Source organism: Exiguobacterium sp. s16, assembly GCF_018618115.1.
Lineage (GTDB): Bacteria > Bacillota > Bacilli > Exiguobacteriales > Exiguobacteriaceae > Exiguobacterium > Exiguobacterium mexicanum_A.
Map to the genome: position 1 here is coordinate 263,192 of NZ_JACSLM010000001.1, position 15,893 is coordinate 279,084.

Here is a 15,893-nt window from a genome sequence, read left to right on the forward strand (position 1 = left end):
AATGGATTTCAAACAGCATATTAAAGAAGTAGCGGATTACCCGAAAGAAGGGATCAGCTTCAAGGACATCACGTCACTCATGCAAGACGGCCCGGCCTATAAAAAAGCGGTCGACGAGCTCATCGCTTACGCACAGGAGCGCGGTGCTGAACTCATCGCCGGCCCTGAGGCACGCGGTTTCGTCGTCGGTTGCCCGGCAGCGTACGCACTTGAGCTCGGGTTCGTCCCGGTCCGTAAAGAAGGCAAGTTGCCACGTGAGACGGTTCGCGTCTCTTACGGACTCGAATACGGCACAGACATTTTGACGATGCACAAAGACTCGATCAAACCGGGCCAACAAGTCGTCATCTTAGATGACTTGCTCGCAACAGGCGGAACGATCGAAGCGACAATCAAAATGATTGAACAGCTCGGCGGCGTCGTCGCTGGGATCGGATTCTTAATCGAGCTTGATGGACTTGGTGGACGTGAGCGTCTCGAAGGATACGACGTGTTCTCACTCATCCGTTACGAAGATTAATCAAAGGGAAGCGATGGCTTCCCTTTTTTAAATAGTTTTTTAAGTAAAACAACCCACAACCTTTGACAGGTCGTCAGATTTTTTCGATAATAGTAAGTAAAATTAGAACAACCACGTACGTTAACTACTACCATGCTGCGACTTGTCCGAGTCGATTGGAGCGGTAAGAAAAAGGGTGTCGAATGTTATGACCAAAAAACAAATCGTAAGTATTGAGGACCTTCTCGACGCGCTCGGGGAGTATATGGGTGAAGACGAGATTGCCGAAGTAAGACGCGCTTACGAATACGCCAAACTGCATCATACCGGTCAGTTCCGACGTTCAGGCGAACCCTACATTCTGCATCCGGTCCAAGTGGCCGGTATTCTCGTTGATATCGGGTTAGACGCGACGACCATCATCGGGGCGCTCTTGCACGACGTCGTCGAGGATACGGACGTCACGCTCAAAGAACTCGCCGATGAGTTCGGTGTCGATGTGGCCATGCTCGTCGATGGAGTGACGAAGCTCGGTAAAATCAAATATAAATCGAAAAAAGAAGAACTCGCTGAGAATCACCGTAAAATGATTATCGCGATGGCAGAAGACGTGCGCGTCATCTTGATCAAGCTTGCCGACCGTCTGCACAACATGCGGACGCTTCAACATATGCCGAAAGAGAAACAAGTTCAAAAGGCGGAAGAGACGCTCGAAATCTTCGCCCCGCTCGCCCACCGGATGGGGATTTCGACGATCAAATGGGAGCTCGAGGATATCTCGTTACGTTATATCAACCCGCAGCAATACTATAAGATCGTCTCGATGATGAAACAGAAGCGCACTGAACGCGAAGCGCTCGTCACATCGGTCATCACGGAAGTGAACACCGTTCTCGAGGACGTGAGCATCGAGGCCGATGTCAACGGTCGTCCGAAGCATATCTACTCGATTTACAACAAGATGGTGAAGCATAAAAAAGAGTTCAATGAAATTTATGACTTGATGGCCGTCCGCATCATCGTCGATTCGATTCGCGACTGTTACGCCGTCCTCGGCATCATCCACACGCAGTACAAGCCGATGCCAGGCCGGTTCAAAGACTACATCGCCATGCCGAAACCGAACATGTATCAGTCGCTCCACACGACGGTGATCGGACCGAAGGGTGAGCCGCTCGAAGTGCAAATCCGGACGAAGGACATGCACTTCATCGCCGAGTTCGGGATTGCCGCGCACTGGGCGTATAAAGAAGGAAAGAACGTCGCGACGAACGGGTTCGATGAAAAAATCGCCCATTTGCGCGAGATTTTAGAGCTACAAAAAGATACGACCGACGCTGAGGAGTTCATGGAATCGCTCAAAGTCGATTTCTTCAGCGATATGCTCTACGTCTTCACACCGAAAGGCGACGTCTTCGAGTTACCGAAAGGCTCGGTCCCGATCGATTACGCGTACCGCATCCATACCGAGATTGGTCACCGGATGACGGGCGCGAAAGTGAACGGACGGATGGTGCCGCTCGACCATAAACTCGAGACGGGTGACATCATCGAGATCATCACGTCGAAACACAGCTACGGGCCGAGCAAGGACTGGCTCAAACTCGCCGTCTCGAGCCAAGCGAAGAACAAGATTCGCCAATGGTTCAAGCGCCAACAGCGTGAAGAGAACGTCGAGAAAGGTAAAGAGCTCGTCGACGTCGAAATCAAGAAGCTCGGTTTCGAACCGAAAGAAGTGATCGATGACCAGTCGCTTGCCGTCGTCGTCGAGAAGTTCAACTTCGGGAACGAAGAAGAGATGTACGCCGCGGTCGGGTATCATGGCATCACGGCGGCGCAAGTCGCCCACAAGTTGACGGAGAAGCAGCGGAAAGAACCGAAACTCGAGCTGTCGGACGCGATCAACGAATTGAAAGTCAGTCAGTCACCGAAGAAGAAGACGGCCGAGGCCGGCGTCTCGGTGAAAGGGATCGACAACATGCTCATCCGCATGAGCCGGTGCTGTAACCCGGTACCGGGCGACGAAATCGTCGGGTATATCACGCGCGGACGCGGCGTGTCGATTCACCGGAAAGACTGCTTGAACATCATCAATGAGCAGCATCCGGAGCGGCTCCTCACGGTCGAGTGGGAAGCCGGGCAAGCAAAAGAGAAGAACTATAACGTTGACATCGAGATCACAGGCTACGACCGTTCAGGGCTCTTGAACGACGTGCTTCAAGCCGTCTCGGCGACGAACACGAACATCGTGGCCGTGAGTGGACGCGGAGACCAGAACAAACAGGCCCGCATCTCGATGACGATCTCGATTCCGAACGTGAACCATCTGCAAAAAGTCGTCGACCGGATCAAGCAAATCTCGGACGTGTACTCGGTCAGCCGAGTCATGATGACGTAACGAAAGGAAGATTTCAGTGCGTGTATTGTTGCAACGAGTGAAACAAGCCTCGGTCACCGTCGACGCGGAGACGGTCGGCCAAATTGAGGCCGGCTATCTGCTCCTCGTCGGGGTGACCCACGAGGACACCGAGACGGAAGTAAACTGGCTCGCCGACAAGGTGGCCGGACTCCGTGTCTTTGAGGACGCGGACGAGAAGATGAACCTATCGATTCAAGACGTCAACGGGAAAGTATTGTCCGTATCACAGTTCACGCTGTACGGCGACACGCAGAAAGGCCGTCGTCCCGCGTTCACGCAAGCGGCGAAGCCGGACATCGCGGAACGGCTTTACGAGAAATTCAACGATCGCTTGCGGACGCACGGGCTCGTCGTCGAGACCGGACAGTTCGGGGCGATGATGGACGTCGCACTCGTCAATGACGGACCGGTCACGCTCATGCTCGAAAAAAACGCTTGACAGAAGCGGGCACGATTCGGCATCATGAACCATATAACCTAACACCTGCGATAAAGAAGAGTACGGTCACCCCACCAGCAAAGAGAGCGATGCCTAGGCTGAAAGCATCGACTGGATGATGACCCGAACGACACTTTGGAGGTGCTTCCTTGAACGCTTAGTAGGGGGAGCCGTTTCATCGGGCGTTAACCGATTTCGAGTGGCAGAGTTTCAAGTATTGGCTCTGCAACGAGGGTGGTACCACGGGAAACTTTAACAGGCTCTCGTCCCTTTGCGGACGAGGGCCTTTTTGTATTCTAAGGAGGGAAATTGGATGAAAGCACCACGCGGCACACAAGACCTGCTTCCGGGCACGGTCGAGACGTGGCAGTATGTCGAAGAGAAACTACGCGACATCAGCGCCCGTTACAACTATAAAGAGATTCGTACCCCGATTTTTGAAACGACCGACCTGTTCACAAGAAGCGTCGGCGAGACGACGGACATCGTCCAAAAAGAGATGTTCACACTCGTCAAGAAAGGCAAGGACGAGTATACGCTCCGTCCGGAAGGAACGGCCTCGGTCGTCCGCGCCTTCGTCACGAACAAGCTGTTCGGTAGCCCTGACCAGCCGACGAAACTGTATTACATGGGACCGATGTTCCGCTACGAACGTCCACAAAAAGGACGGTTCCGCCAACTGCACCAATACGGTGTCGAGGCGATTGGCAGTAGCGACCCAGCCGTTGACGCCGAGGTCATCAGCCTCGCCTACACGATTTACAAATCGTTCGGGCTTAAAAAAATCAAAGTCGTCGTCAACTCGCTCGGTGACGCCGAGAGCCGCAACGCTCACCGCGAAGCGCTCATCCGTCACTTCGAGCCGGTCCAAGACGAGTTATGCCAAGATTGCCAGACGCGGCTTCACCAGAACCCGCTTCGCGTCCTCGACTGTAAAGTCGACCGCGACCACCCGTCGATGAAATCGGCACCATCGATTCTCGACTTCTTGAACGAAGAGTCGAAGACGTACTTCGAGAAAGTCCTCGCGCACTTGGACGCGCTCGGTGTCGCCTACGAGGTCGACCCGACGCTCGTCCGTGGTCTCGACTACTACACGCACACGGCGTTCGAGATCATGTCAGAAGCAGAAGGCTTCGGCGCCATCACGACGCTTTGCGGCGGTGGACGCTATAACGGTCTCGTCCAAGACATCGGCGGACCGGACATGCCGGGCATCGGCTTCGGGATCGGGCTCGAGCGACTCATCCTCGCTCTTGAGAACGAAGGAGTACTTCCTGAACTCGAGACGGGACTTGACGTCTTCGTCGTCGCCCAAGGCGGCACGGAAGTCGAAGTGACGGCGACACGCCTGTTGCAACTGCTTCGCAGCGAAGGCTTCAAGGCGGACCGCGATTACCTCGGCCGCAAGTTCAAAGGCCAATTCAAACAAGCCGACCGCTTGAACGCGAAGTTCACCGTCATCCTCGGAGACGATGAAGTCGAACGCGGCTCAGCTTCCCTCAAGGTCATGGCGACCGGGGAACAAGTCGACGTGCCGCTCTCGGCCGTCGCAGACAAAATTCGTGAACTATCGGAAGGAGCAGGACAATGATCGGACGCACACATATGAACGGCCGCGTGACAGAGTCACTCATCGGCCAAGAGGTACAACTTAAAGGATGGGTACAAAAACGTCGTGACCTTGGAGGACTCATTTTCATCGACCTTCGTGACCGCACAGGCATCGTCCAAGTCGTCGTTCGCCCGGAAAACGAAGCGGTGCACCAGCTCGCCGAATCGATTCGCAGCGAATACGTGCTCGATATCAAAGGGACTGTCCTCGAGCGTGAGAACAAGAACCCGAACATGCCGACCGGAAACGTCGAAGTCATCGCTTCAGAGATTAACATCTTGAACGCGGCGAAGATGACACCGATCCCAATCGGTGACGAAGCGGAGAACGTATCGGAAGACCTCCGTCTCAAATACCGTTACCTCGACCTTCGTCGTCCGGCGCTCCAAGAGACGTTCCGCCTCCGTTCGAAAGCGTCGAACACGATTCGTAACTTCTTGACGGAAGAAGAGTTCCTCGAAGTCGAGACGCCGATTTTGACGAAATCGACACCAGAAGGCGCGCGTGACTATCTCGTCCCAAGCCGTGTCCACGGCGGCGAGTTCTACGCGCTCCCGCAATCACCACAATTGTTCAAACAGCTCCTCATGGTGGCCGGGTTTGACCGTTACTTCCAAATCGCACGTTGCTTCCGTGACGAAGACCTTCGGGCCGACCGTCAACCGGAATTCACGCAAGTCGATATCGAGACGAGCTTCATGGACGTCGAAGACTTGATGGCGATGATGGAATCGATGATGGGGCAAGTCATGGAAGCGACGCTCGGTCGCACCGACACGCCGGCCAAGTTCGAGCGGATGACACACGAAGAAGCGATGCGCCGTTTCGGTTCAGACAAACCGGATACTCGTTTCGGTCTCGAACTCATCGACGTCGCCGACGCGGTCACAGGTGCCGGCTTCAAAGTATTCGATATGGCCCTCGAGTCAAACGGACAAGTGAAAGCGATCAACGTCAAAGGCGAGGCGGACAAGTTCTCGCGTAAAGACATCGACAAGCTTCAAGAGTTCACAGCCGTCTACGGTGCCAAAGGCCTCGCTTGGCTCAAAGTGACGCCGGAAGGCTTGAACGGACCGATCGCCAAGTTCTTTGATGAGACGTACGCCCAGAAGTTGATGGAAGCGACGAACGCGGAAGCGGGCGACCTGCTCCTCTTCGTGGCGTCAAAACCGACTGTCGTCGCCGACAGCCTCGGCGCACTTCGCGTCAAACTCGGTCATGAGCTCGGTCTCATCGACGAGTCGAAGTTCAACTTCCTTTGGGTGACGGACTTCCCGCTCGTCACGTTCGAAGAAGAAGACGGCCGTTTCTACGCCAACCACCACCCGTTCACGATGCCAAACCGTGACGACCTCCACTTGCTTGAGACGGACCCAGCGAGCGTACGCGCACTCGCCTATGACCTCGTCTTGAACGGGTATGAGCTCGGCGGCGGATCGCAACGGATTTATGAGCGCGACATTCAAGAGCGCATGTTCAAATTGCTCGGCTTCACAGAACAAGAAGCGGTCGACCAGTTCGGCTTCTTGCTCGAAGCGTTCGAATACGGTACACCGCCACACGCAGGTATCGCCCTCGGTCTCGACCGTCTCGTCATGATCCTCGCGGGTCGTTCGAACCTTCGTGACACGATTGCCTTCCCGAAAACGGCGTCGGCGAGCGACTTGCTCACACAAGCACCAAGCCCGGTCGCGGATGCACAACTCGAGGAGTTGTCGATTCGGACAGCGGTGAAAGAGAAAAAATAATAGTTAGTCACAAGGACCCGTCACTTGGCGGGTCTTTTTGCGTATATGTGAATAAGTGGAAAGGTGATATAGTTATGGAATAAATTGTATGATGAAGATGGGGGAGACGGGGAAGCATGAAACCAAGAAAAATTATTCAATCGATCGGGTTGGTGATTGGATTGACGACAATCTTAGCAGGATGTAATCAAGAAACGGAAGCGACGCCGAAAGTTGACCAGACCGTCGAGGAGGCTAAATCGGAAGATTCGGAAATGATTCGATTGCGTCCCGTTGCCGAGGACGCCTCAATCGGGGCAGTGAAGGACTATGACCTATCATCGTTCTTCCAACATAAAGTCGCGATGATTGCACCGGAGCATATGGTCGATGAACACATTGTCTATACGGATTCTGTCGGTGAGGTCGGCCATGAAATCTACGTGTATGATACGGAACAAGCAACTAATCGGTCGTTACATAAGACATCGAGAACAATCGGTAGTCTCGTCGGCATCAAAGATGAAATATTTTGGATTGAATATGAACTGACTGAAGACAATGGATATGCTTGGTCCATTTTCCGGATGAAGCTCGACGCATCGGAACTGACTGAACTGTATAACGGGGTCAGTATGTTCGAGACGCCCGTTCCTCATTTGAATGCATCGGATGATCGCGTCACATGGGTTGATTATGAGGCATCAGAAACGATGACGACGTCGGCGGTGATGCAGTATTTGTATGATACGGCCACGGTGGAAACGATTCAGACGTACACGCTTCAAGAAGGGGAGAAACGAGATGGCGAGTACGTGTTCGATTACAGAGTTGGTGGGGACGGTGTCATCGTCCATCGAAGCTCATTCGCTGATGGGGAAAAGACGACAAAGTTAACCACGCTCGATGGAACGTTTGACGAAGACATGGGCGCATTGGTCGACTTTGAAACAGGTGCGGACTATGTTGCTCTTGGAAAAGAAGGACGTGCCGATTTTGTAGGGCTGACGGGGGGAGCGAAACAGTTCCAACATAAAAGCACACAGTCAAAGATTACATTTGACTCATTTCGTTTCTTGCCGAATCAGCGAATCCTATTCCGTGAAGGCATGAATCGCTTATTAGTTGCGGATTTGAATGAAGCGACGGTCTCGTATTTGCCGAGTCGAGGCGGCACGACGTCCAAGCCGATCTATCGTGATGGCCAAATCGCCTATGCCGAACTTGGGGATGGCGGGTTGATTACGTTCTACACCATCGATGTGAACTGACATAGAAACCAAAAATCGTCACCTCCGGTTATGGAAGTGACGATTTTTTCATGCTCATTCAAGCATCTCAATCTTATGCGAGTCCATCCGATCTCATACTTATAGCGAGACAGACGTCACCCAATTTTCACGTATCTCTTGAACGACGTGGTCTGGATTTTCCCAATGGAGCATGTGTGAAGCGGATGGGACGGCTTTGACGACGGCACCGGTCAATTCGGCGAACTGACTTGATGCATCGATTTTAAAGGACTCATCTGATTCTGGAAGCGTCGCCCGTAACAGGATGATCGAGTTCGATTGCACCCGGCTCGAAAAATCGAGCACCTCATCGCGATACATTGATCGAATGATGGCTGCACCAGTTTTTCCTCTGGCGTGCCAATAGTAGCGATTGTCTCTATGTACGGCAAGATCTTGAGCGGCCAAGTCTAGGAGAGAGGAACGTCTCGAGATGCCATCGTACACTGCAATCGATTCGAATTCGTCCCACGTCTCACAAAAATCTTCAAAATTTGTTTCGTAATACGCCGCCTCTTTCTCCGAAGAGCGTCCGCGCAGCCGTTTACTCTGATACCCGCCATCGATCAAGATCGAACCGTCAACGCGATCGCCTTGATTGATCAAATAGTAGAGGTGGACGAAAGAGCCCCAGGAATGGGAGAGGAAATAGAATCGATTCACATTGAGCATATCGAGCACTTGATTCAGCCACTCACAAAAGCGGGGGAAGTCGTATGCATGGTCATCCTGGAAAGATTGGGACATCCCATGACCCGGTGCATCAATCGCAAGGATGCGGAAGTCGTGTTGCAGTTTGTCCGCAACTTCGATGAAACTGAGTGCTGTACTGCCTAGGCCATGCAAACAAAAGATGACCGGCTTGTCGCGATCGCCCCATTCGGTGACGCGGACATCGATGTCTTGGCAATGAATCATATAGCGTTTCAATTTAAAATCCCTCCAAATCATATGTATTAAAAAAGAAGGGCCGACCGAATTGTCCGACACCTTCTCTTTATTCTTTATCTGTGGTTAATTTTCCTTTTGGTCATTCATCTTCTTTGCCGTCCGCTGCAGGGCAAAGCCAAAGGCGAACAGCGAGGCGATCACGGCCGTCATCGTATAGACGGAGTCGGTGAAAGCGAGGTAGATGCCGAACAAGCCGAGCCCGAAGCTGAGGAGAAACCACAGCCAGAGGCTCGGATGGTCTCGTAACGCCTGTTTCATCGGCTCGGGACGTTCAACTGGCAACCGGTCCCGTCGGTCACGAGCAAGTTCGAGTTGAATACTTGGCCGTTGCTCTTCAAGACGAGCGATCGTTTATCTTCGCGATAGTCGATGATCATGTCTTCGTCGAGAAACACTTTCGTCCAGTTCTTGATGAGGATAGGGCCGATGTTCGAATCAATCTCGACGTCTTCCGGTGTCGTCTCGGTCACGTAGCGAATCTCGAAGATGCCGCTATTGCCGCAGCCGCAACCTTCCGTCTCATAAAACAAATGCATCTGTCCCTTACGGTCGCCTTTTAAAGCGTCAATCCGCTCTTGGGCGCGTTCTGTAATTTGTACGTTCATTTGAATCAGCTCCTTATGTCTATTATACCGCGCTGGAAAAAAGATTGAAAAAGACGTGCTTCCCGTTTTCCACTTCCTGCAAAAAGGCGTAAACTATTTGTTTAGAAGGGGGAAACGAAATGATCTCACGTTTTTTTAGTTATTACCGTCCACATAAGAAGTTATTCATCCTCGATTTCTCGTTCGCCATCCTCGTCGGTCTGCTCGAGCTCGGCTTTCCGCTCGCCGTGCAATGGTTCATCGACGATTTGTTGCCAGGTGGGGAATGGAACTGGATTATCATCATCAGCATCGGCTTGCTCATCCTTTACATACTCGCCATGATGATGCAATACGTCGTCAACTATTGGGGGCATAAGCTCGGCATCAATATCGAGACCGATATGCGGGAAGAGCTGTTCACCCATATCCATAAACAGTCGTTCCGGTTCTTTGATAACCACAAGACCGGCCATTTGATGAGTCGGGTGACGAACGACTTGTTCGATATCGGCGAAGTGGCGCACCACGGGCCTGAAGATTTCTTCATCGCCATCATGACGCTGCTCGGTGCGTTCGGGATCATGTTCTCGATCGATCCGCAACTCGCGCTCGTGACGGTCGTCGCCGTGCCGTTCCTCGTCATCATGATCACGTACGCCAACAAGAACATGAACAAGGCGTGGCAAAAGATGTATACGAACATCGGCGAAGTGAACGCCCGTGTCGAGGACAGCGTCTCTGGGGCACGCGTCGTCCAATCGTTCACGAACGAGACGTTCGAAATCAACCGCTTCCAAAAAGATAACAATTTCTATCGCGGCTCGAAAATCGAGGCGTATCGGGTCATGAGTAAGTCGCTCGCCGGGATTTACATCACGACGCGGCTCATGACGCTGCTCGTCCTTGTCTACGGCGCATATTTGACGTATCAAGGTCAACTCTCATACGGTCAGCTCGTCGGGTTCATCCTCTATATGAACTTGCTCATCAAGCCGATCGAGAAAATCACGGCCCTCCTCGAGATGTACCCGAAAGGGATGGCGGGCTTCAAACGATTCACGCAACTCCTCGACGAGGCCCCGGACATCGAGAACCGTCCTGACGCCGTCGACGTCAAGACGCTTAAAGGCGACATCGCTTTCCAAAACGTCTCGTTCGGCTACTCGGACTATCGGCAAGTGTTGACCGACATCGACCTCGACATCAAGGCCGGAACGACGGTCGCCCTCGTCGGTACGAGCGGGGCCGGGAAGACGACAATCTGTTCGCTCATCCCGCGTTTCTATGATGTGACGAGCGGGAAAATCACGATTGACGGTATGGACATCCGCGATATGACGAAAGAGAGTCTGCGCCGCCAAATCGGGATCGTGCAACAAGACGTGTTCTTGTTCGCCGGGACGCTCCGTGAGAATATCGCCTACGGAAAACTGGACGCGACCGACGCGGAGATTATGCATGCGGTCGAGAAGGCGCATTTGAACTCGCTCGTCGAGGAGCTCGAGCATGGTCTCGAGACGCAAATCGGGGAGCGGGGCTTGAAACTGTCGGGCGGTCAGAAACAACGGATCGCCATCGCCCGCATGTTCCTCAAAAATCCGCCGATCTTGATATTAGATGAAGCGACGTCCGCGCTCGACACGGAGACGGAAGCAATCATTCAAGACTCGCTCAATGAACTCGCGGCTGACCGGACGACGCTCATCATCGCCCACCGTTTGGCGACGGTGAAGAACGCTGACCGCATCCTCGTCGTTACCGCTGACGGAATCGTCGAGGACGGGACGCACGATGAATTGAGTATGAAAGGCGGCGTGTTCGCCGGATTGCTCAGACGCCAACAACTATAAGGAATGGGCAGCCACCAATATTTTTGGTGGCTGTCATGCGTTAGTTGGGTATAGACAAGCAAATGGTGGTTATGAGGAGGAAAACAAGTGATGAAAGCCGTACAAGTCATCGGTTACGGGGACGTCGATCAATTACAGGTCGTCGATGTCCCGATTCCGAGCCCGAAACAAGGAGAAGTGCTCGTGCGTGTGAAAGCGTGCGGGATTAACAATACCGAGATTTGGATGCGAGAAGGCGCGTATGGGACGGACAAAGAGTCGGGCTGGCGGCCGGAAGGGGTCCAATTCCCACGGGTCCCGGGTTCAGATATCACCGGAGAAGTCGTGAAGGTCGGCAGCGGGGTCGAGGAGACGATGGTCGGACGTCGCGTCGTCCTATTCCCGTTCACATCGAGCGGGCCGGAAGGGGACGAGCATATCGCTGACGATATGTCGTTCATCGGCTCCGAGTACGACGGCGGATACGCCGAATATGTCGTCTGGCCGGCAGAGCTCTGTTTCGATATGCCGCTCGACAGTTTCGTCGATAGCGCCGTCTTCACGGTGAGCGGGTTGACGGCGTGGCATATGAACGAACAGATTGAGATTCAGCCGGGGCAGACGATCGTCGTCACGGGTGCGAGCGGTGGCGTCGGTTCGTTCAACGTCCAAATCGCGGCGAACGTGCATGGGGCGAACGTGTTCGCCATCGTCGGGGACTTGAAAGATGAAGCGAAGCTGAAGGATCTTGGGGCGGACCATGTCTTTTCATACCGCTCCGAGAGGCTCGCCGATGAGATTCTCGAGGCGAACGGAGGACCGGTCGATGCCGTTCTCGATGTCGTCGGCGATGCCTTGTTTGCGACAGCGCTCAAGGTGTTGAAGAATGGCGGTAAGTTCTGTATTTCCGGTTCGGCCGGGGGGCAACAGACGAACCTCGACTTCAGGACGATGTATTTGAAACATATCACCATGTACGGTTCCGTGCTTGGCACACGCGCGGAGTTCCAAACGATGCTCGAGGCGATTAAAGCTGGTAAGGTCAGGCCGATCGTCGACCGGACGTTCCCGCTCGCTGAGGCACGGGATGCGCAGACGTATTTCAAACAGCGCGGCAAGTTCGGGAAGATCGTCCTCGTCCCATAACCAAAAAGAGAGGAAACCGGACGCTGACATCCGATTTCCTCTCTTTTTATGCCGCCACTTTCGCCCGGTCGATGACCAAGACGAGGCGCCGGAACTGTTCGAGCCAAAACTGGAAGAACGGACCGATCAGGAAAATCGACAGCACCGTCCCGAAAAAGACCGGTCCGCCGAGCACCCAGCCGATGAGGCAAGCCGTCAGTTCCATCCATGTCCGCATCATACGGACCGATGTGTTGAACCGGTCGGCCAAAGCGAGCGTCAACCCGTCCCGTGGGCCGGCCCCGTAGCCGATGGCGACGTACAAGCCGGCACCCATCCCGATGACGAAGATGCCGAGGATGAGCCAGGCGATATTGAGTGCGATGCCGTCAAGTTGCGGCAACCAATGATGATCGAGAATCAAGTTCATAAACACGCCGACGAAGACGGCGTTGACGAGCGTCCCGAACTGGGGCCGAATCCGGTCCAGTATGTACTTGCAGAAGACGAGCAGGAGACCGACGAGCAAGATGATCGTCCCGACGGAAATCGGGGTGTGCCGGGCGAGGCCGAGATGGAGCACGTCCCACGTCGACACGCCGAGGTCGGCCGTGATCATCATCGATGACCCGAGGGCGAGTAGGAACAGACCGCTCATGAACAACGTCCACTTCAAACTGATTCGTAAAGATTGTACCCATACCGCGTGCATGATGGTCGCCTCGATTCCCTAAAATGTTCCATCATCATATCATAGTTGGTTTCACGACAAGAAAAAAACGCCTCGGACGAGGTCCGAAGCGCTTGGCTCACTTTTTAGGTGTCGAAGCTTTTTTTGCTTTGTTCTTTTTATAGTAATCGTAGACGAACGGTGCGACCGCTGTCGCGACTTTGATGAGTGTACCAAATTTACCTTTTCTAGCCATGTTGCTGCACCCCTTTCTGTTTCTAATGATGTATATTCCACCCGTTGCGGAAATGAAAACATGTTTTGGACAGCTTCACCTTATGTAAGGCAAGCATTCATGACCCATAATGAGGTCAGGAGGCGAAATCAATGAAGACGATTATCTGGTATCAAAACGATTTGCGGGTCGATGACCATCGTCCGCTCGAGGAGGCGCTCCGGCATGACGATCTGATTGAAGGTCACTACATCATTCCACAAGAAGAGATCATTGAAAACCGGTTCGGCCATACCCCGCTAGGACCGAGACGGCTCCAATTTTTGAACGAGTCGCTCGAAGATTTGGGCGGGTCGCTCGCAGCACTCGGCATCCCGCTGTTTGTCCATGTCGGGCATCCGCTCGACGTGCTCGACCCGAACGACCGGCTATTGTTCCAGCGATCGATCGGCTTTAACGAACGGCTGCGCGAACGAGAAATCATGACCGCGTGGCGCGGCTCGAGTCAGGCGTTTGACGGCTTCACGCTCTATCCGCGGGCAGAAATCCCGTTCGAGCGCATGCCATTCCTCTTCACTGAGTTTCGAAAAGCTGTCGAAGCTGATGCGAGACCGGAAAAGCGATTCGACCGGACGCGTGAAGGGGAAGCATATCCGATTGATTTCCCTGTCACCTATGAACGGGCCGAGCAGGGCAAGCATACCGCGTTCCCGTTCAAGGGCGGGGAACGGGCGGGGCGGGAGCGGCTCGCGGCCTATTTGGCCGGTCCGGTCCGGACGTATAAAGAGACACGGAACGGCTTCGGGGTCGACGACTCGTCGAAGCTGTCGGCTTATCTCGCCAACGGGTCGCTCTCACCGCGCCGGGTGCTGCACGAGCTCGAGCAACATGAGCGGTCACACGGGGCGAATGAGTCGACGTATTGGCTCTATTTTGAATTGCTCTGGCGTGATTTCTTCCAATGGGTCGCACTCGAGCAAGGGAAACGACTCTTCCGGGCCCAAGGCATCCGTTCGAAACGAAAGACGTGGCGCGTCGACCCTGACGTCATCGCGCGTTGGCAGGCGGGTGAGACAGGCGTCGACTTTGTCGATGCGTTCATGCGTGAGTTGAACGCGACGGGATGGATGTCGAACCGGGGCCGTCAAATCGTCGCGAGCTACTTCGCGAAAGAACTCGGGCAAGACTGGCGCATCGGCGCGTCCTATTTCGAATCGACGCTAATTGACTATGATGTCGCGAGCAACTACGGTAATTGGGCGTACCAGGCCGGCGTCGGCAACGACTCACGCGACCGGCATTTCAACGTCAGTCGGCAACAAGACACGTACGACCCGACCGGTGCGTTTCGTAACATGTGGTTGTGACGAAACTGTCACGAGAAGTCATCGTTTCTGATTGACTTCTTTTTACAGACAGTGCTATAGTAAGGTCAACAGATGGGATACCTGAGGTGTACGAGAGCCGCCTTCGTTATTTTGAGCCAACACTTTGAATACGGGAGACCGAACTGCTATCCAGATCAACTGCCTCATCACGTGCAGGAGGACTTGTGAAGGGGACGCTAGGTCACCCACCTGCTTAAGCAGGTTCAAAAGCAGGGCATCGTCACGGCACTCCGGGTCCCATCGATTTTATTGTAAAACGTCGCTAGGCGTCTTTTTTTTGATTATAATTCCGAGTAAAATAGTGTGAGAAAATAGGATTCATTTGGAGGAAGAGTATGTTACACCAGTTTTCACGTAATGAGTTGGCCATTGGTCAAGAAGGTTTAGAAACATTGAAAGGGAAGACGGTCGCCATCCTCGGTGTCGGCGGTGTCGGGTCGTTCGCGGCCGAGGCGCTCGCACGCAGTGGCGTCGGACGAATCGTGCTCGTCGATAAAGATGATATCGATATCACGAACGTCAACCGCCAGATTCACGCGCTCTTGTCGACGGTCGGGCAACCTAAAGTCGAAGCGATGGCGACACGCCTCCTCGATATCAACCCTGAGCTCGAGCTCGTCAAATTAAAAATGTTCTACACGGAAGAGACGTTCGAAGAATTCTTCGCGCAAGACCTCGACTTCGTCATCGATGCCTCGGACACGATCATCTATAAGATCCACTTGATCGTCGAGTGCAAACGTCGTGGCATCCCGGTCATCTCGAGCATGGGCATGGCCAACAAGATGGACCCGACACGTATCAAAGTCGTCGACATCAAGGATACGACATACGACCCGATCGCCAAAATGGTCCGGACGCGTCTCCGTAAAGAGCGCATCCATAAAGGCGTCCCGGTCGTCTTTTCAGACGAGTCGCCGATCGTGACACGCGAAGACGTGAACGAGGTCGTCGGGAAGAAAGATGCCCCGATCCGTAAAGCGAAGATGCCGCCGAGTTCGAACGCGTTCGTCCCATCGGTCGCCGGCCTCGTCGCAGCAGGGTATGTCATCAACCAAATGCTTGAGACAGCTGGTGTCGAGATCAACCGCATCCAGAAATGAAAAAACGACGCGGC

The 15,893-nt window shown here is 53.7% G+C and carries 14 protein-coding genes, 1 other RNA gene and 1 other annotated feature; of the genes, 11 read left to right on the plus strand and 4 right to left on the minus strand.

All coding sequences use genetic code 11. The annotated features are described in order from the left end of the window. The first annotated feature begins 1 nt into the window (after window position 1). The 6 genes from KNP86_RS01380 (at window position 2) to KNP86_RS01405 (ending at window position 7,970) form a co-directional block, all read left to right on the plus strand. Entirely contained in the window at window positions 2-520 is a 519-nt protein-coding gene (locus KNP86_RS01380) for an adenine phosphoribosyltransferase (RefSeq protein ID WP_034776883.1), read from the plus strand. Between the two features lie 244 nt (window positions 521-764). Next, window positions 765-2,897, plus strand: coding sequence for a RelA/SpoT family protein (locus tag KNP86_RS01385; RefSeq protein WP_483298406.1), 2,133 nt, complete (start codon window positions 765-767; stop codon window positions 2,895-2,897). 16 nt (window positions 2,898-2,913) lie between these two features. Continuing rightward, entirely contained in the window at window positions 2,914-3,357 is a 444-nt protein-coding gene (gene dtd / locus KNP86_RS01390; protein ID WP_214752562.1) for a D-aminoacyl-tRNA deacylase, read from the plus strand. Window positions 3,358-3,395: 38 nt separating this feature from the next. Beyond that, window positions 3,396-3,631, plus strand: a binding site (T-box leader). A 39-nt stretch (window positions 3,632-3,670) separates the two neighbouring features. Beyond that, on the plus strand, window positions 3,671-4,951 hold the full coding sequence (hisS, locus tag KNP86_RS01395) for a histidine--tRNA ligase (RefSeq protein ID WP_138859727.1): 1,281 nt from the start codon (window positions 3,671-3,673) through the stop codon (window positions 4,949-4,951). Further along, window positions 4,948-6,720, plus strand: coding sequence for an aspartate--tRNA ligase (gene aspS, locus KNP86_RS01400; protein WP_214752564.1), 1,773 nt, complete (start codon window positions 4,948-4,950; stop codon window positions 6,718-6,720). The genes hisS and aspS overlap by 4 nt, the downstream gene beginning before the upstream one ends. A 116-nt stretch (window positions 6,721-6,836) precedes the next feature. Beyond that, the gene (locus tag KNP86_RS01405; protein ID WP_214752566.1) at window positions 6,837-7,970 is read left to right on the plus strand and encodes a hypothetical protein; all 1,134 of its coding nucleotides are present in this window, start codon (window positions 6,837-6,839) and stop codon (window positions 7,968-7,970) included. Between the two features lie 99 nt (window positions 7,971-8,069). Here KNP86_RS01405 and KNP86_RS01410 read toward each other — a convergent pair whose 3' ends face one another. The 3 genes from KNP86_RS01410 to KNP86_RS01420 all read right to left on the minus strand — a co-directional run bounded on the left by KNP86_RS01410 (window position 8,070) and on the right by KNP86_RS01420 (window position 9,547). Beyond that, the gene (locus KNP86_RS01410; RefSeq protein ID WP_214752568.1) at window positions 8,070-8,921 is read right to left on the minus strand and encodes an alpha/beta fold hydrolase; all 852 of its coding nucleotides are present in this window, start codon (window positions 8,919-8,921) and stop codon (window positions 8,070-8,072) included. 84 nt (window positions 8,922-9,005) lie between these two features. Continuing rightward, entirely contained in the window at window positions 9,006-9,224 is a 219-nt protein-coding gene (locus KNP86_RS01415; protein WP_214752571.1) for a hypothetical protein, read from the minus strand. Further along, on the minus strand, window positions 9,197-9,547 hold the full coding sequence (locus KNP86_RS01420; RefSeq protein WP_034776892.1) for an iron-sulfur cluster biosynthesis family protein: 351 nt from the start codon (window positions 9,545-9,547) through the stop codon (window positions 9,197-9,199). The genes KNP86_RS01415 and KNP86_RS01420 overlap by 28 nt, the downstream gene beginning before the upstream one ends. Before the next feature lie 119 nt (window positions 9,548-9,666). On the opposite strand from KNP86_RS01420, the gene KNP86_RS01425 reads away from it, so the two are divergent. Together KNP86_RS01425 and KNP86_RS01430 are read left to right on the plus strand one after the other, a co-directional pair. Continuing rightward, a complete protein-coding gene (locus KNP86_RS01425) occupies window positions 9,667-11,379 on the plus strand; it encodes an ABC transporter ATP-binding protein (RefSeq protein ID WP_214752572.1) in 1,713 nt (570 codons plus the stop codon). 90 nt (window positions 11,380-11,469) lie between these two features. Beyond that, window positions 11,470-12,504 (plus strand): zinc-binding dehydrogenase, encoded by a 1,035-nt coding sequence (locus KNP86_RS01430; protein ID WP_214752888.1) that lies wholly within the window; start codon window positions 11,470-11,472, stop codon window positions 12,502-12,504. Window positions 12,505-12,550: 46 nt separating this feature from the next. On the opposite strand, the gene KNP86_RS01435 is transcribed toward KNP86_RS01430, so the two are convergent. Then, window positions 12,551-13,195, minus strand: a complete 645-nt coding sequence (locus KNP86_RS01435) for a YczE/YyaS/YitT family protein (RefSeq protein WP_214752574.1) — start codon at window positions 13,193-13,195, stop codon at window positions 12,551-12,553. Between the two features lie 345 nt (window positions 13,196-13,540). Here KNP86_RS01435 and KNP86_RS01440 point away from each other — a divergent pair, with 345 nt between their 5' ends. The 3 genes from KNP86_RS01440 to KNP86_RS01450 all read left to right on the plus strand — a co-directional run bounded on the left by KNP86_RS01440 (window position 13,541) and on the right by KNP86_RS01450 (window position 15,879). Beyond that, entirely contained in the window at window positions 13,541-14,755 is a 1,215-nt protein-coding gene (locus tag KNP86_RS01440) for a DASH family cryptochrome (protein WP_214752576.1), read from the plus strand. 75 nt (window positions 14,756-14,830) lie between these two features. Next, window positions 14,831-15,017, plus strand: a non-coding RNA gene (gene ssrS / locus KNP86_RS01445) — 6S RNA. A gap of 94 nt (window positions 15,018-15,111) precedes the next feature. Continuing rightward, window positions 15,112-15,879, plus strand: coding sequence for a tRNA threonylcarbamoyladenosine dehydratase (locus KNP86_RS01450; RefSeq protein WP_034776899.1), 768 nt, complete (start codon window positions 15,112-15,114; stop codon window positions 15,877-15,879). Window positions 15,880-15,893: the final 14 nt, after the last annotated feature.